Source organism: Methylopila turkensis, assembly GCF_027922325.1.
GTDB classification, from domain to species: domain Bacteria; phylum Pseudomonadota; class Alphaproteobacteria; order Rhizobiales; family Methylopilaceae; genus Methylopila; species Methylopila turkensis.
On the sequence record NZ_BSFL01000010.1, the window covers coordinates 1 to 17,218 of the forward strand.

Consider the following 17,218-nt stretch of genomic DNA (forward strand, 5'->3'; position numbering starts at 1 on the left):
CCATCCGCGAAGGCGGCCGCACCGTCGGCGCAGGCGTCGTCGCATCCATCATCGAGTGATCCGAAGCGGCCGTCGCCGTTATGCGGCGGCGGCTTCTCCGGAAGGCGCGAACGGCGCGCTTTCTGCGGATAAGGCTGTCCGGGGGTGGTTGCGGACAGCCCTTGGGCGTGGCATATGAAGCGCCCCGCCCAAGACCCCTGCGCGTAGGAGTGTAGCTCAACTGGTTAGAGCACCGGTCTCCAAAACCGGGGGTTGGGGGTTCGAGTCCCTCCACTCCTGCCACGCGCAAGAGGGAGACCAGCGCGACGGCCTAACAGCTGTCGGGGACGGAGCAGGGCGCAGGGCGACGCGCCGTGGTGGTGAACAGAAGTGGACGGGGTGCGGCCCTCGCGGACTGCGCCCCTTTTGGACGTGATACGGTAGCGATGGCGAAGACCAACCCGATCGAATTCATGCAGGAAGTGGGCGCCGAGACCGCGAAGGTGGTCTGGCCGACCCGCCGCGAGACGGCGATCACGACGGTCATGGTGTTCGTGTTCGTGTTCGTGGCGTGCGTGTTCTTTTTCTTCGCCGACATGATCCTGCGCACCGCTGTGACGCTGGTTCTGGGGCTCGGCCAATGAGCGTTGCCGGGGAAACGGCCGGCGGCCGGCGCAAGCGCTGGTACATCGTGCACGCCTATTCGAACTTCGAGAAGAAGGTCGCGGATTCGATCCGCGAGAAGGCCGAGCAGACCGGCTTGTCCGACCTCTTCGAAGAGATCCTCGTGCCGACCGAGAAGGTCGTCGAGGTGCGCCGCGGGCGGAAGGTCGACGCCGAGCGCAAGTTTTTCCCCGGCTACGTGCTGGTGAAGATGGATTTGACGGATCAGGCGTACCATCTGATCCGTAACACGCCGAAGGTGACCGGCTTCCTCGGGGCGGACAACAAGCCGTCGCCGATTTCGGACGCCGAGGCCGGCCGCATCCTGCAGCAGGTGCAGGAGGGCATCGAGCGACCCAAGCCGTCGGTGTCGTTCGAGGTGGGCGAGAACGTGCGCGTCTCCGACGGGCCGTTCGCCTCGTTCTCGGGCGTGGTGCAGGACGTCGATGAGGCGCGTGCCCGCCTCAAGATCGACGTTTCGATCTTCGGTCGCGCGACGACCGTCGATCTCGAATACGGGCAGGTCGAAAAGGTCTGATCCGTTCCCGGCTGTGGGAGGAGGGCTCCGGCGCGCGTCGCCGGGCGGCCGTCTCCGCACCACGGCTCAACGATGCGGCGGTTGCGACCGGACGCATCCCGGCGAGTGAGCGAAAATGGCTAAGAAGATCACAGGTTACATCAAACTGCAGGTGCCCGCGGGCTCCGCCAACCCGTCGCCGCCGATCGGCCCGGCGCTCGGTCAGCGCGGTCTGAACATCATGGAGTTCTGCAAGGCGTTCAACGCGCAGACGGGTCAGCTCGAGAAGGGGATGCCGATTCCGGTCGTCATCACCGCTTACGCGGACCGCTCCTTCACCTTCGTGATGAAGTCGCCTCCGGTCAGCTACTTCCTGAAGCAGGCCGCTGGCGTCAAGTCGGGCTCCAAGACCACCGGCAAGGCTGCGCCGGTCGGCAAGGTGACCCAGGCCCAGCTCCGCGAGATCGCGGAGAAGAAGATGGCCGACATGAACTGCTCCACCGTCGAGGCGGCGGCGGCGATGATCGCGGGCTCGGCCCGTTCGATGGGCCTGCAGGTGGAGGGCTGACCATGGCGAAGCTTGCGAAGCGCATTGCGAAGGTCCGTGAGGGCATCGACCGCGAGAAGCTCTACGGCCTCGACGAGGCGATCAGCCTCGTGAAGGAGCGGGCTGTCGCCAAGTTCGACGAGACCATCGAGGTCGCGATCAATCTCGGCGTCGATCCGCGTCACGCCGACCAGATGGTTCGCGGCGTGTGCCAGCTCCCGAACGGCTCCGGCCGCACGGTCCGCGTCGGCGTGTTCGCCCGCGGCCCGAAGGCGGAGGAGGCCAAGGCCGCCGGCGCAGACGTGGTGGGCGCCGAGGATCTGCTCGAGATCGTCCAGGGCGGCACGATCGAGTTCGACCGCTGCATCGCGACCCCGGATCTGATGCCGCTCGTCGGCCGTCTCGGCAAGGTGCTGGGCCCGCGCGGCCTGATGCCGAACCCGAAGGTCGGCACCGTGACCATGGACGTCGCGGGCGCCGTGAAGGCCGCCAAGGGCGGCGCGGTCGAGTTCCGCGTCGAAAAAGCCGGCATCATCCATGGCGGCGTCGGCAAGGCGTCGTTCGACTCCGAGAAGCTGGTGCAGAACATCAAGGCGTTCGCGGACGCCGTGGTGAAGGCCAAGCCGACGGGCGCCAAGGGCCAGTACGTTCAGCGCATTTCGGTGTCCTCGACCATGGGCCCGGGCGTGCACGTCGAGCCGGCGACCGTTCTCGGCGCCTGACGTCTAACGAATTCGCCCGGGGTTTTCCCGGGCGCTAGGCGGCGCGGGCGTCTTCGTCCGCATCGCCGACCTGTCCGAGACCGCAGGCGGCCGTCCACGGGGACGGCCTTAAGCTCCGAGCACGGGGGCCGGCATAGACGGGGAGACCGGACGTTTCGGCCCGCGCGAGCGGCCCGTCCGACCGGTTCGAACCATCGCCGCGGCGTTCTTCGCGTCGCGCGCGGACAGGCGTGAAGCCGCCGTTCCGTGGTTCCGCAAGGGACTTCGGAGCGGTCGTAGCAACCCGGCGATCCACCAGCCTTCGGGCCGGATCGTCAACCGGAGAGAGCACGTGGACCGCGCAGAAAAGCGTGAAGCGGTTGCGACGCTGAACTCGGTGTTTTCGGACTCCGGGGCCATCGTCGTCGCTCACTATTCGGGCCTGACCGTCGCGCAGATGCAGACGCTTCGTCGGCAGATGCGGGAGGCTGGCGCGAGCGTGAAGGTCGCGAAGAACCGGCTTGCCAAAATCGCTCTCGAAGGCACGGACGTCGCCCACCTCGGGACCCTGCTCACGGGTCCCACGATCCTCGCCTACAGCGATGATCCGGTGACGGCGCCCAAGGTCGCGGTCGAGTTCGCCAAGGGTCACGACAAGTTCGTGATCCTGGGCGGCGCGATGGGCGCGACTTCCCTGAACGTCGACGGCGTCAAGGCTCTCGCCACGCTGCCGTCGCTCGACGAACTGCGCGCCAAGCTCGTGGGCCTCATCCAGGCGCCCGCGACCAAGCTCGCGCAGCTGTCCACCGCGCCTGCTGCAAAGCTCGCGCGCGTGTTCGGGGCCTACGCCAATCGAGACGAGGCGGCGTGAAGCCGTTCTTCAAACTTAAAACCTGGTTCGAACTGAAGGACGTAAAACAATGACTGATCTGACGAAGATCGTCGACGAACTGTCCAACCTGACGGTTCTCGAGGCGGCTGAGCTCGCGAAGCTGCTCGAAGAGAAGTGGGGCGTCTCGGCCGCGGCTGCGGTCGCGGTCGCTGGCCCGGCCGGCGGCGGCGCCGCGGCGGCCCCGGTCGAGGAGCAGACCGAGTTCACGGTCGTGCTCGCGGCCGCTGGCGAGAAGAAGATCGAGGTCATCAAGGAGGTCCGCGCGATCACCGGCCTCGGCCTCAAGGAAGCCAAGGACCTCGTCGAGGCTGCGCCGAAGCCGGTCAAGGAAGGCGTGAGCAAGGACGAGGCCGAGAAGCTCAAGGGCCAGCTCGAGAAGGCTGGCGCCAAGGTCGAGCTCAAGTGATCGCTCGCGGGCTTCTCGCCCGCGGTTGATCTGCCGCGCGGACGGGGCTTCGGCCTCGCCCGTCGCGCCGCGAAAAAGCCGCGGAGGACGGCGCCGATGGCGCCGCGTCCTCCGCGGCTTAAGCGCCTTCCGGGAACCGTCCCGGCGGCGTCACTGAGCGGGTTCCGCGCGTCCGAGCGGATCCGCCGCGCCTGAACCAAGAGCCGAGCGCCGCTTCGGTCCGGTTTTTGGTTCAGGCGTGCCCCTCGGCATGGATGAGGAAGACGATGGCTCATACGATCACCGGCCGCAAGCGTGTCCGCAAGTTCTTCGGCAAGATCCGTGAAGTAGCGGAAATGCCGAACCTCATCGAAGTTCAGAAGGCGTCTTATGACCAGTTCCTTCTGTTCGACGGCAAGGGCGCACGGCCGGACGAAGGCTTGCAGACGGTGTTCAAGTCGGTGTTTCCGATCTCCGACTTCTCGAACACGTCGATGCTCGAGTTCGTGTCCTATGAGTTCGAGCAGCCGAAGTACGACGTCGACGAGTGCCGTCAGCGCGGCATGACCTTCGCGGCCCCGCTCAAGGTGACGCTGCGCCTGATCGTGTTCGACGTGGACGAGGAGACCGGCGCCCGCTCCGTCAAGGACATCAAGGAGCAGGACGTCTACATGGGCGACATGCCGCTCATGACGGACAACGGCACCTTCATCGTCAACGGCACCGAGCGCGTCATCGTCTCGCAGATGCACCGTTCGCCGGGCGTGTTCTTCGACCACGACAAGGGCAAGACGCACTCCTCGGGCAAGCTGCTGTTCGCCGCCCGGATCATCCCGTATCGCGGTTCCTGGCTCGACATCGAGTTCGACGCCAAGGACATCGTCTACGCGCGCATCGACCGCCGCCGTAAGATCCCGGTGACGTCGCTGATGTTCGCGCTCGGCATGGACGGCGAGGCCATCCTCGACACCTTCTACAAGAAGGTCGTCTTCACCCGCGACGGCGACGCCTGGCGCACGCCGTTCGACGGCGCGCGGCTGAAGGGCCTGAACGCCGCAGTCGACCTCGTCGACGCGGACACCGGCGAAGTCGTGCTCGAAGCCGGCCGCAAGCTCACCGTCCGGCAGGCTCGCCTGATCTCCGAGAAGGGCGTCAAGGACCTCAAGATCACGGACGAGGAGCTGGTCGGACAGTACGTCGCCGAAGACCTCGTCGACCTGCAGACCGGAGAGATCTGGGCCGAGGCCGGCGACGAAGTCACCCCGAAGCTGCTCGAGCAGCTCAAGGAGGTCGGCGCGACCGAACTAAAGCTGCTCGACATCGACCACGTCAACGTCGGCGGTTACATCCGCAACACTCTGGCGGTCGACAAGAACGCCACGCGTGAAGAGGCGCTGTTCGACATCTACCGGGTCATGCGCCCGGGCGAGCCGCCCACCCTCGACACCGCCGAGGCGATGTTCCAGTCGCTGTTCTTCGACTCAGAGCGCTACGACCTCTCGGCGGTCGGCCGCGTGAAGATGAACATGCGCCTCGACCTCGACGCGCCTGACACCCATCGCACGCTGCGCAAGGAAGACATCCTCGCCGTCATCAAGACGCTGGTGGACCTGCGTGACGGCCGCGGCGAGATCGACGACATCGACCATCTCGGCAACCGCCGGGTGCGCTCGGTCGGCGAGCTCATGGAGAACCAGTACCGGGTCGGCCTGCTCCGCATGGAGCGCGCCATCAAGGAGCGCATGTCGTCGGTCGAGATCGACACCGTCATGCCGCAGGACCTGATCAACGCGAAGCCCGCGGCGGCCGCCGTTCGCGAGTTCTTCGGCTCGTCGCAGCTTTCGCAGTTCATGGACCAGACCAACCCGCTGTCCGAGATCACCCACAAGCGGCGCCTTTCGGCGCTCGGGCCGGGCGGTCTGACGCGCGAGCGCGCCGGCTTCGAGGTGCGCGACGTGCATCCGACGCATTACGGCCGCATCTGCCCGATCGAGACGCCGGAAGGTCCGAACATCGGCCTGATCAACTCGCTCGCAACCTTCGCGCGCGTGAACAAGTACGGCTTCATCGAGGCTCCGTACCGCAAGGTGCGCGACGGGCAGGTGACGGACGAGGTGCACTACCTCTCCGCGGTCGAGGAATCGAAGCACCACGTCGCTCAGGCGAACGCCGTGCTCGACGCTTCGGGCCGCTTCACCGACGACCTGATCGTCTGCCGTCACATGGGCGAAGTGGTGTTCGTGCCGCTCGAGCGCGTCGACTACATGGACGTGTCGCCGAAGCAGCTCGTCTCGGTCGCGGCCGCGCTCATTCCGTTCCTTGAGAACGATGACGCCAACCGCGCTCTCATGGGCTCGAACATGCAGCGTCAGGCGGTTCCGCTCGTGAAGGCGGACGCGCCGTTCGTCGGCACCGGCATGGAGGCCGTGGTGGCGCGCGATTCCGGCGCGGCCATCGCCGCGCGGCGTTCGGGCGTGATCGACCAGGTCGACGCCACCCGTATCGTCATCCGCGCGACGGAGGAGAGCGACGCGTCGAAGCCCGGCGTCGACATCTACCGTCTGATGAAGTTCCAGCGCTCCAACCAGTCCACCTGCATCACGCAGAAGCCGCTGGTCCGCGTCGGCGACGTCGTGAAAAAGGGCGAGATCATCGCCGACGGCCCGTCGACCGAGCTCGGCGAGCTGGCGCTCGGCCGGAACGTGCTCGTCGCCTTCATGCCGTGGAACGGCTACAACTTCGAGGACTCGATCCTTCTCTCCGAGAAGATCGTCTCCGACGACGTCTTCACCTCGATCCACATCGAGGAGTTCGAGGTCTCGGCCCGCGACACCAAGCTCGGGCCGGAGGAGATCACGCGCGACATTCCGAACGTGTCGGAAGAGGCGCTGAAGAACCTCGACGAAGCCGGCATCGTCTACATCGGCGCGGAAGTGCAGGCGGGCGACATCCTCGTCGGCAAGATCACGCCGAAGGGCGAGAGCCCGATGACGCCGGAGGAGAAGCTCCTCCGCGCGATCTTCGGCGAGAAGGCCTCGGACGTGCGCGACACCTCGCTGAGGGTGCCGCCGGGCGTCACCGGCACGATCGTCGAAGTGCGCGTGTTCAACCGCCACGGCGTCGACAAGGACGAGCGCGCCCAGGCGATCGAGCGCGAGGAGATCGAGCGGCTCGCCAAGGACCGCGACGACGAGCTCGCGATCCTCGACCGCAACACCTATGCGCGCCTCGCCGAAATGCTGGTCGGCAAGACCGTCATCTCCGCGCCGAAGACCATCAAGAAGGACGTCGAGCTCACGCGCGACATCCTGACGGAGGCGCCGCGCTCGCAGTGGTGGCAGATCGCCGTCTCGGACGACAAGATGATGTCCGAGCTGGAGGCCATGCGCGCCCAGTACGACGAGCAGAAGAAGCGGCTCGAGCAGCGGTTCCTCGACAAGGTCGAGAAGCTGCAGCGCGGCGACGAGATGCCCCCCGGCGTGATGAAGATGGTCAAGGTCTTCATCGCGGTGAAGCGCAAGATCCAGCCGGGCGACAAGATGGCCGGCCGGCACGGCAACAAGGGCGTGGTCTCGCGCATCGTTCCGGTCGAGGACATGCCGTTCCTCGACGACGGCACGCATGTCGACATCGTGCTGAACCCGCTTGGCGTGCCGAGCCGCATGAACGTCGGGCAGATTCTCGAGACCCATCTCGGATGGGCCTGCGCGGGTCTCGGCCGCAAGATCGGTGAGGCGATCGACGCGTACCGCGCCGGCGCCGGAATCAACGAGCTGCAGTCGACGCTCGACGTCGTGTACGGCGACGATCCGAAGGTGAAGGAGCTCGACGAGAAGGAACTCGTCGAGATGTCCGAGAACCTTCGGCGCGGCGTCCCGATCGCGACGCCGGTGTTCGATGGCGCCAAGGAGGCCGACATCGAGCGCATGCTCGACCAGGCCGGCGTGAACACCTCCGGCCAGGTGACGCTGTTCGACGGCCGGACCGGCGATACGTTCGACCGGCAGGTCACCGTCGGCTACATCTACATGCTGAAGCTGCACCATCTGGTGGACGACAAGATCCACGCCCGCTCGATCGGCCCGTACTCGCTGGTCACCCAGCAGCCGCTCGGCGGCAAGGCGCAGTTCGGCGGCCAGCGCTTCGGCGAAATGGAGGTGTGGGCGCTCGAGGCGTACGGCGCGGCCTACACGCTGCAGGAGATGCTGACGGTGAAGTCCGACGACGTGGCGGGCCGCACCAAGGTGTACGAGTCGATCGTGCGCGGCGACGACGCCTTCGAGGCGGGCATCCCCGAAAGCTTCAACGTGCTCGTCAAGGAAATGCGCTCGCTCGGCCTGAACGTGGACCTCCACACGTCGAAGCGCGCCGCGAACGAGCTTCCCCCCGCCGACGCGGCGGAATGACGGCGGCCTCCATAGGTCGACCGTTCGGCGGACGGGCTCGATGAGCCCGCCCGCCGTCGATTTGGGATTTTATGCGGACCTCGCGGCGCTTGGCGGCGGCTGCCTTCGGTCTCGCGGAAGGAGACGGCGATGAACCAGGAAGTGATGAATCTCTTCAACACGCAGGTTCCTGCCCAGACGTTCGATCAGATCCGCATCTCGATCGCGAGCCCGGAAAAGATCCTTTCCTGGTCGTTCGGCGAGATCAAGAAGCCGGAGACGATCAACTACCGCACGTTCAAGCCCGAGCGTGACGGCCTGTTCTGCGCGCGCATTTTCGGTCCGATCAAGGACTACGAGTGTCTGTGCGGCAAGTACAAGCGGATGAAGTACAAGGGCGTCATCTGCGAAAAGTGCGGCGTCGAAGTCACGCTGTCGCGCGTCCGCCGCGAGCGCATGGGCCATATCGAGCTGGCGGCTCCCGTCGCGCACATCTGGTTCCTCAAGTCGCTGCCGTCGCGCATCGGCCTTCTGCTCGACATGACGCTGAAGGATCTCGAGGCGATCCTCTACTTCGAGAAGTACGTCGTCCTCGAGACCGGCCTGACCCCGCTCAAGGACCGTCAGCTTCTCACCGAGGAGGAGTACCTCCACGCCCAGGACGAGTACGGCGAGGACGCCTTCACCGCGCAGATCGGCGCGGAGGCGATCCAGTCGCTGCTACGCGCGCTCGACCTCGAGAAGATGGCGGCGGACATCCGCGTCGAGATCGCGGAGGCGACCACCGAGCTCAAACCGAAAAAGCTCGCCAAGCGCCTGAAGATCGTCGAGGCCTTCATCGAGTCCGGCAACAAGCCCGACTGGATGATCATGACCGTCGTGCCGGTGATCCCGCCGGACCTGCGTCCGCTGGTGCCGCTCGACGGCGGCCGGTTCGCGACGTCGGACCTCAACGATCTCTACCGCCGCGTCATCAACCGCAACAACCGCCTGAAGCGGCTGATCGAGCTGCGCGCGCCGGACATCATCATCCGCAACGAGAAGCGGATGCTGCAGGAGGCCGTCGACGCGCTGTTCGACAACGGTCGCCGCGGCCGCGTCATCACGGGCGTCAACAAGCGTCCGCTGAAGTCGCTGTCCGACATGCTGAAGGGCAAGCAGGGCCGTTTCCGCCAGAACCTTCTCGGCAAGCGCGTCGACTACTCCGGCCGTTCGGTCATCGTGGTCGGCCCGGAGCTGAAGCTGCACCAGTGCGGCCTGCCGAAGAAGATGGCGCTCGAGCTGTTCAAGCCGTTCATCTACTCGCGGCTTGACGCCAAGGGCCTGTCGGCCACCGTCAAGCAGGCGAAGAAGCTCGTCGAGAAGGAGAAGCCGGAAGTCTGGGACATCCTGGACGAGGTCATCCGCGAGCATCCGGTGATGCTGAACCGCGCCCCGACGCTGCACCGCCTCGGCATTCAGGCCTTCGAGCCGGTGCTGATCGAGGGCAAGGCGATCCAGCTTCATCCGCTGGTCTGCGCCGCGTTCAACGCCGACTTCGACGGCGACCAGATGGCCGTGCACGTTCCGCTGAGCCTCGAGGCTCAGCTGGAGGCGCGCGTCCTGATGATGTCGACCAACAACATCCTGCACCCCGCGAACGGCCAGCCGATCATCGTGCCGTCGCAGGACATCGTGCTCGGCCTCTACTACCTGACGCTAATGCGCGACAACGAGCCGGGCGAGGGCATGGCCTTCGCGAACATGGGCGAGCTGGAGCACGCCCTGTTCACCAAGTCGGTCACGCTGCACACCAAAATCAAGGGCCGTCATGTCGGCATCGACGCCGACGGCAATCAGGTCGCCAAGGTCTACGAGACCACCCCCGGCCGCATGATGCTTGGCCAGCTGCTGCCCAAGACCGCGAAGCTGACCTTCGACGTCGTCAACAAGCTGATGACGAAGAAGGAAATCTCGAACATGATCGACACCGTCTACCGCAACTGCGGTCAGAAGGACACGGTCATCTTCTGCGACCGCATCATGTCGCTCGGCTTCCACAACGCGTTCAAGGCCGGCATCTCGTTCGGCAAGGACGACATGGTCGTGCCGGAGACCAAGACGAAGATCGTCGACGACACCCGCACGCTCGCGAAGGAATACGAGCAGCAGTACCAGGACGGCCTGATTACCCAAGGCGAGAAGTACAACAAGGTGGTCGACGCCTGGGCGAAGTGCACGGACAAGATCGCCGACGAGATGATGGCGCGCATCTCCGCCGTTCAGGTGGACAAGGAGACCGGGCGCACCAAGCAGATCAACTCGATCTACATGATGAGCCACTCGGGCGCCCGCGGCTCGCCGGCGCAGATGAAGCAGCTCGCCGGCATGCGCGGCCTTATGGCCAAGCCGTCCGGCGAAATCATCGAGAGCCCGATCATCTCGAACTTCAAGGAAGGCCTGTCGGTGCTCGAGTACTTCAACTCGACGCACGGCGCCCGGAAGGGTCTCGCGGACACGGCGCTCAAGACGGCGAACTCGGGCTACCTGACCCGTCGTCTCGTCGACGTGGCGCAGGACTGCATCATCACCGAAGACGACTGCGGCACGGAGGCGGGCATCCGCGTCCGGCCCGTGGTCGACGCCGGCCAGATCGTCGCGACGCTCGGCATGCGCATCCTGGGCCGCACTGCGGCGGAGGATGTGCTGCACCCGGCGTCGGGTGAGCTCATCGTCCCGAAGAACACACTGTTCTCCGAGAAGGACGTCGAGCAGGTGATGGCGGCGGGCGTGCAGGAAATCCGCATCCGCTCGGTGCTGACCTGCGAGACCAAGGTCGGCGTTTGCGTGGCCTGCTACGGGCGCGACCTCGCGCGCGGCACGCCGGTCAACCACGGCGAAGCGGTCGGCGTCATCGCGGCGCAGTCGATCGGCGAGCCGGGCACGCAGCTCACCATGCGCACGTTCCACATCGGCGGTACGGCGCAGCTCGCGGACTCGTCCTTCCTCGAAAGCTCGTTCGAGGGCTCGGTCAAGCTGCGCAACCGCAACGTCGCCCGGAACTCGGACGGCGATCTGATCGTGATGGGCCGCAACGTGGCGGTGATCATCGTCGACGCCGACGGGACCACGGAGCGCGCGACGCATCGCCTGCAGTACGGCTCGAAGCTCCGGGTCGATGAGGGCGACAAGATCAAGCGCGGCCAGCGCATCGCCGAATGGGACCCGTACACCCGTCCGATCCTCACCGAGGTCGACGGCAAGGCGGCGTTCGAGGATCTCGTCGAAGGCGCCTCCGTGAAGGAGACGTCGGACGAGGCCACGGGCATCACCAAGCGTGTCGTGACCGACTGGCGCACGTCGACCCGCAACGCCGACCTCAAGCCGGCGATCGTCGTCCAGGGCGCGGACGGCAAGATCGCCAAGCCCGCCAAGGGCGGCGAGGCGCGCTACCTGCTGGCGGCGGACGCAATCCTGTCGGTCTCGCCGGGCGGCGAGGTCAAAGCCGGCGACGTGCTCGCGCGTATCCCGACCGAGAGCGCCAAGACCCGCGACATCACGGGCGGTCTGCCGCGCGTGGCGGAGCTGTTCGAGGCGCGTCGTCCGAAGGACGCGGCGATCATCGCCGAGATCTCCGGCACGGTTCAGTTCGGCAAGGACTACAAGAACAAGCGTCGCCTCACGCTCATCCCGAGCGACGGCGGCGAGCCGGTCGAGTACCTGATCCCGAAGGGCAAGCACGTCCATCTTCAGGACGGCGACGTCGTGGAGCAGGGCGACTACATCGTCGACGGCAACCCGGCGCCGCACGACATCCTGGCGATCAAGGGCGTGGAGGAGCTTGCGGCCTACCTCGTCAACGAGATCCAGGAGGTCTACCGGCTCCAGGGCGTGACCATCAACGACAAGCACATCGAGGTGATCGTTCGCCAGATGCTGCAGAAGGTGGAGATTTCCGACGCCGGCGACACCGACCTGATCACCAACGAGCAGGTCGACCGGATGGAGTTCGACGACGTCAACGCCAAGATGCTCGCCGAGGGCAAGAAGCCCGCGGTCGGCCATCCGGTGCTACTTGGCATCACCAAGGCGAGCCTGCAGACCCGCTCGTTTATCTCCGCCGCCTCCTTCCAGGAGACGACCCGCGTCCTCACCGAGGCGGCCGTCAACGGCAAGGTGGACGACCTTGAGGGCCTGAAGGAGAACGTCATCGTTGGCCGCCTGATCCCGGCGGGCACCGGCTCGGTGATGAACAAGGTGCGCGAGATCGCGACGCATCGCGACGAACTCATCCTCGCTCAGAAGGCGCAGGAAGCCGGCGTCCCGTCGGGAGCGGCAGCCCTGCTGCCGGCCTCCGACGCCGCTGAGTGAGGCGAGGGCGGTTCATTCCGCCCCTGCCTGGTCCTGAACGAAGAAAGGCCGCCGGTTCGCCGGCGGCCTTTTCTTTGACGTGACACCTGCGCGGCCCGGCGGAGCTGTCCCGCTCCCGAGGGCGGCGCCCGTTCTGGGCCTCGTCTTACTCCGCCGGAGCGGGCGCGGCCGGGCGCGCCGCGAGGAAGAAGGCGATCGCGACGCCGAAGATCACGGCGCCGAAAGCTGCGGCGATGGCGAAGGTCATCCCGAAGCCCCCGGAGCTGTGCGTCGCGCCGATCAGGGTCGCGGCGAAGCCGCTGACGGTGAAGCCGAGGAAATAGCGCACGCTGTAGGCCTTGGTGCGCAGATGAGGCGGGGTGTAGCGCGCGACCATGGCGTCGTTGACGACCACTTGGCCGTAGATGGCTGCGATCGTCAGCGCTAAGCCCGCCAGCATCGGCGCCCCTTCGGTCGCCGCCGCGATCCCGAGGCCGAGCGGCTGCAGCGCCGAAAGGCCGACGAAAATGGTGGGCAGCGGGAAGCGGTCGACCAGCCGCCCCACGACCAACTGGGTCAGCGCGCCGAACAGGAAAACGCCGGTGACGAGCCAGCCGGTGACGACGAGCGGAACCGCGACGCCGAGCCGCTCGTCGACCGCCTTCGGCAGCGCGATGCTGGTGATGTTGAAGGTCATGCCGCCGGCCACGAGCGCCGCGCCGAAAAGCGTGAGAAGCACGGGCAGGGACAGCCGGAATCCGCCCGAGGCCGGCGCCGGGGCGCGCCGCTCGTCCCGCTGGTCGTCGGCCGGCGCGAGCGCGACATAGGCGAGCCCGACCGCAAGGCAGACCGCGGCGGGAACAAGGAAGGCTGCACGCCAGCCGAAGGCGCTCGCCAGCAACGCCGTGCCGCCGGCCGCGAAGGCCGTGCCGACATTGCCGAACACGCCGTTCCACCCGAGCGCCCGGCCGAGCGACGAGGCGTGGCTCACGAGAATCGAGGCGCCGATCGGATGGTAGATCGCGGTGAAGGCGCCGAGAACGAACAGCCAGACCGCGATCGCCGTCGGCGTCGCGCTGAAGCTGAGCCCGGCCAGCGAGGCGCTGCAGCCGAAGAAGAACACGGCGAGCAGATTGCGGCGTCCGAACCGTACGGCGAGCCACCCCATCGGCAGCGCGAACAGGCCAAACGCCACGAAGGCGCCGGTGGCGAGGGCGATCAGCGGCCCGTAGTCGAGCCTCAGGTCGCCGGCCATGGCGATCACCGCCGTCGGGTAGATCAGCAGAACGTAGTGATCGAGCGCATGCGCGACATTGACGAATGCGATCACGCGGGTGGAGTGTGCGGGCGACGGCATCGGCGAGGGCTTTCGGTCTGTCCGCCGGCGCCATTCGCGGCGCCGCGCGATGTCGAGATAGGCCCCATGCGTTAGAACTCCGTCAAGTTCTCGGCGCGCGGTGTTGACTAAGCCCGACTCGCGGGGTAGAAGCGCCCCACTCTTCGGCAGGCGGTAAGCCCACGCCGTCGCAAGCGGTCCAATCGCTGCGACCTTCCGGGCTTAGACGCTGCCGCGACCACACGGTCAGTTGCGGTTCATGACCCCGGCGCTCGTCGTCGTTGGTCCTCTGCAAGGAGCGACGCTCGCCTTCGGACCCCCGAAGGCCGGCGTCATTTCGTTTTGCGCGTCCGAGGCTTTTCGGGCGTGCGGAACGCCGGTTTACGAAGGAACGGTCAGGCCAACGATGCCCACCATCAGCCAGTTGATCCGCAAGCCGCGGCAGGCGCCCACGGCGCGCAACAAGGTTCCGGCGCTCGAAGCGTGCCCGCAGAAGCGTGGCGTTTGCACGCGCGTCTACACCACGACCCCGAAGAAGCCGAACTCGGCGCTTCGTAAGGTCGCCAAGGTTCGTCTCACGAACGGCTTCGAGGTCATCGGCTACATCCCCGGCGAGGGCCATAACCTCCAGGAGCACTCGGTGGTCATGATCCGCGGCGGCCGCGTGAAGGACCTTCCGGGCGTTCGCTACCACATCCTCCGCGGCGTGCTCGACACGCAGGGCGTCAAGAACCGCAAGCAGCGCCGGTCGAAGTACGGCGCCAAGCGGCCGAAGTGAGGTTCTAAGACATGTCCCGTCGTCACTCCGCCGAGCGCCGCGAAGTTCATCCCGATCCGAAGTTCGGGGACATCGTGGTCACGAAGTTCATGAACACCGTGATGAAGCACGGCAAGAAGTCGGCCGCCGAGAGCATCGTTTACGGCGCGTTCGACACCGTCGAGACCAAGCTGAAGCAGAGCCCGGTCGCCGTGTTCCATCAGGCGCTCGACAACATCGCTCCGGCGCTTGAAGTCCGCTCCCGCCGCGTCGGCGGCGCGACCTACCAGGTCCCGGTCGAGGTTCGTCCGGAGCGCCGTCAGGCGCTCGCGCTGCGGTGGCTGCTGGCCTCGGCCCGCGCCCGCAACGAGAAGACCATGGTCGACCGTCTGTCGGCTGAGCTCATCGACGCCTCGAACAACCGTGGCTCCGCGGTGAAGAAGCGCGAGGACACGCACCGCATGGCGGAAGCGAACCGCGCGTTCTCGCACTACCGCTGGTAATCGAGCAGAGACTGAAGGACCAAGATCATGGCCCGCTCCCACGCGATCGAAGACTATCGTAACTTCGGCATCATGGCCCACATCGATGCCGGCAAGACGACGACGACCGAGCGCGTCCTGTTTTATTCCGGCAAGTCCCACAAGATCGGCGAAGTCCACGACGGCGCCGCGACGATGGACTGGATGGAGCAGGAGCAGGAGCGCGGCATCACGATCACGTCCGCCGCGACCACGACCTTCTGGAACGACAAGCGTCTCAACATCATCGACACGCCGGGCCACGTCGACTTCACCATTGAAGTCGAGCGTTCGCTGCGCGTGCTCGACGGCGCCGTCTGCGTCCTCGACGGCAACGCCGGCGTGGAGCCGCAGACCGAGACCGTGTGGCGCCAGGCCGACAAGTACGAAGTGCCGCGCATCGTGTTCGTCAACAAGATGGACAAGATCGGCGCAGACTTCTTCCGCTGCGTGAAGGAGATCGACACCCGCGTCGCCGGCAAGCCGGTCGCGATCCAGCTCCCGATCGGCGCCGAGAGCGCGTTCGCGGGCATTATCGATCTCGTCCGCATGAAGGCGGTCGTGTGGGAGAACGAGAACCTCGGCGCGAGCTTCCGCGACGAGGAGATCCCGGCCGATCTCGTCGATCAGGCCGTTGAGTACCGCAACACGATGATCGAGCGGGCCGTCGAGCTCGACGACGCCGCGCTCGAGAAGTTCCTCGAGGGCGAGGAGCCGGACGAGGCGACCCTCAAGGCCCTGCTGCGCAAGGCCGTGCTGACCCGCGCCTTCACGCCGGTGCTGTGCGGCTCGGCCTTCAAGAACAAGGGCGTCCAGCCGCTGCTCGACGCGGTCGTCGATTATCTGCCGTCCCCGCTCGATCGCGGCGCGGTGTCGGGCATCGACTTCAAGACCGAAGAGCCGGTCACCCGCGAGCCCTCCGACGACGCCGGGCTCTCGGTGCTCGCGTTCAAGATCATGGACGACCCCTTCGTCGGCACCATCACCTTCTGCCGCGTCTACTCGGGCAAGCTGGAGTCGGGTTCGACCCTGCTGAACTCGACCCGCGACAAGAAGGAGCGCGTCGGCCGCATGCTGCTCATGCATGCGAACAACCGCGAGGACATCAAGGAAGCCTACGCCGGCGACATCGTCGCCTTGGCCGGCCTCAAAGAAGTCCGCACCGGCGACACGCTGTGCGACCCGAACAAGGCCGTCATCCTGGAGCGTATGGAGTTCCCGGAGCCGGTCATCGAGATCGCGATCGAGCCCAAGACCAAGGCGGACCAGGAGAAGCTGGGCATCGCCCTGTCGAAGCTCGCGGCCGAGGATCCGTCCTTCCGCGTCTCGACCGACGCCGAGTCCGGCCAGACCATCCTCAAGGGGATGGGCGAGCTTCACCTCGACATCAAGGTCGACATCCTGAAGCGCACCTACAAGGTCGACGCCAACATCGGCGCGCCGCAGGTGGCCTATCGCGAGACGCTGACCAAGCCGGTCGACGTGGACTACACCCACAAGAAGCAGACCGGCGGCACCGGCCAGTTCGCCCGCGTGAAGTTCCGCGTGGAGCCGAACGAGGCCGGCAAGGGCTTCGAGTTCGCCTCGAAGATCGTCGGCGGCGCGGTCCCGAAAGAGTACATCCCGGGCGTCCAGAAGGGCCTCGAGTCGGTGCTGGGCTCCGGCGTGGTCGCCGGCTTCCCGGTGGTCGACGTGAAGGTCGAGCTGGTCGACGGCGCGTTCCACGAGGTCGACTCGTCGGCTCTCGCCTTCGAAATCGCGTCCCGCGCGGCGTTCCGCGAGGCCCTGCAGAAGGGCGGCGCGGTTCTGCTCGAGCCGGTGATGAAGGTCGAGGTCGTGACCCCGGAAGACTACACCGGCTCGGTCATCGGCGACCTGAACTCCCGCCGCGGCCAGATCCAGGGCCAGGACATGCGCGGCAACGCCAACGTGGTGAACGCCATGGTGCCGCTCGCCAACATGTTCGGCTACATCAACACGCTGCGTTCGTTCAGCCAGGGCCGCGCGAACTACAGCATGGAATTCGACCACTACGAGCAGGTTCCGTCCAACGTCGCGCAGGAGGTTCAGGCGAAGTACGCCTGATCCTGCAGCGAGTTACGACGAACCCCTTAGAGACGATCTAGAGAAAAGAACGGAGCCTTCGCCATGGCCAAGGAAAAGTTCGCGCGGACGAAGCCGCATTGCAACATTGGCACGATTGGTC

Annotated in this window: 12 protein-coding genes and 1 tRNA gene; 12 read left to right on the forward strand and 1 reads right to left on the reverse strand. The window is 66.3% G+C overall.

Going from position 1 to position 17,218, the window contains the following annotated elements; genetic code table 11:
* Positions 1 to 205: 205 nt before the first annotated feature.
* The 9 genes from PKE78_RS18430 (at position 206) to rpoC (ending at position 12,419) form a co-directional block, all read left to right on the forward strand.
* Positions 206 to 282: transfer RNA gene (locus tag PKE78_RS18430), tRNA-Trp, on the forward strand.
* 143 nt (positions 283 to 425) lie between these two features.
* Entirely contained in the window at positions 426 to 623 is a 198-nt protein-coding gene (gene secE / locus PKE78_RS18435; RefSeq protein ID WP_271202395.1) for a preprotein translocase subunit SecE, read from the forward strand.
* Entirely contained in the window at positions 620 to 1,180 is a 561-nt protein-coding gene (nusG, locus tag PKE78_RS18440) for a transcription termination/antitermination protein NusG (protein WP_271202396.1), read from the forward strand. The genes secE and nusG overlap by 4 nt, the downstream gene beginning before the upstream one ends.
* Positions 1,181 to 1,295: 115 nt before the next feature.
* A complete protein-coding gene (gene rplK, locus PKE78_RS18445; protein WP_271202397.1) occupies positions 1,296 to 1,727 on the forward strand; it encodes a 50S ribosomal protein L11 in 432 nt (143 codons plus the stop codon).
* A 2-nt stretch (positions 1,728 to 1,729) separates the two neighbouring features.
* Positions 1,730 to 2,428 carry a 50S ribosomal protein L1 gene (gene rplA / locus PKE78_RS18450; protein ID WP_271202398.1) on the forward strand — a complete coding sequence of 233 codons (699 nt, stop codon included), beginning with the start codon at positions 1,730 to 1,732 and terminating at the stop codon, positions 2,426 to 2,428.
* A 331-nt stretch (positions 2,429 to 2,759) separates the two neighbouring features.
* The gene (gene rplJ, locus PKE78_RS18455) at positions 2,760 to 3,278 is read left to right on the forward strand and encodes a 50S ribosomal protein L10 (protein ID WP_271202399.1); all 519 of its coding nucleotides are present in this window, start codon (positions 2,760 to 2,762) and stop codon (positions 3,276 to 3,278) included.
* Between the two features lie 49 nt (positions 3,279 to 3,327).
* Positions 3,328 to 3,705: a 50S ribosomal protein L7/L12 gene (gene rplL / locus PKE78_RS18460; RefSeq protein WP_271202400.1), complete on the forward strand. Its 378-nt coding sequence runs from the start codon at positions 3,328 to 3,330 to the stop codon at positions 3,703 to 3,705.
* 266 nt (positions 3,706 to 3,971) lie between these two features.
* Entirely contained in the window at positions 3,972 to 8,090 is a 4,119-nt protein-coding gene (rpoB, locus tag PKE78_RS18465) for a DNA-directed RNA polymerase subunit beta (protein WP_271202401.1), read from the forward strand.
* A 129-nt stretch (positions 8,091 to 8,219) separates the two neighbouring features.
* Complete coding sequence (rpoC, locus tag PKE78_RS18470; protein ID WP_271202402.1) at positions 8,220 to 12,419, forward strand: DNA-directed RNA polymerase subunit beta'; 4,200 nt, start codon at positions 8,220 to 8,222, stop codon at positions 12,417 to 12,419.
* A 145-nt stretch (positions 12,420 to 12,564) separates the two neighbouring features.
* Here the strand turns inward: rpoC and PKE78_RS18475 are convergent, their stop codons facing one another.
* Entirely contained in the window at positions 12,565 to 13,755 is a 1,191-nt protein-coding gene (locus PKE78_RS18475) for an MFS transporter (RefSeq protein ID WP_271202403.1), read from the reverse strand.
* 385 nt (positions 13,756 to 14,140) lie between these two features.
* Between PKE78_RS18475 and rpsL the strand changes: the two genes are divergently transcribed.
* The 3 genes from rpsL to fusA are packed head-to-tail and all read left to right on the forward strand — an operon-like array spanning position 14,141 to position 17,097.
* Positions 14,141 to 14,512 (forward strand): 30S ribosomal protein S12, encoded by a 372-nt coding sequence (gene rpsL / locus PKE78_RS18480; protein WP_271202404.1) that lies wholly within the window; start codon positions 14,141 to 14,143, stop codon positions 14,510 to 14,512.
* Between the two features lie 11 nt (positions 14,513 to 14,523).
* Positions 14,524 to 14,994, forward strand: a complete 471-nt coding sequence (gene rpsG / locus PKE78_RS18485; protein WP_271202405.1) for a 30S ribosomal protein S7 — start codon at positions 14,524 to 14,526, stop codon at positions 14,992 to 14,994.
* Between the two features lie 27 nt (positions 14,995 to 15,021).
* A complete protein-coding gene (gene fusA / locus PKE78_RS18490; protein WP_271202406.1) occupies positions 15,022 to 17,097 on the forward strand; it encodes an elongation factor G in 2,076 nt (691 codons plus the stop codon).
* The last annotated feature ends 121 nt before the right edge of the window (positions 17,098 to 17,218 follow it).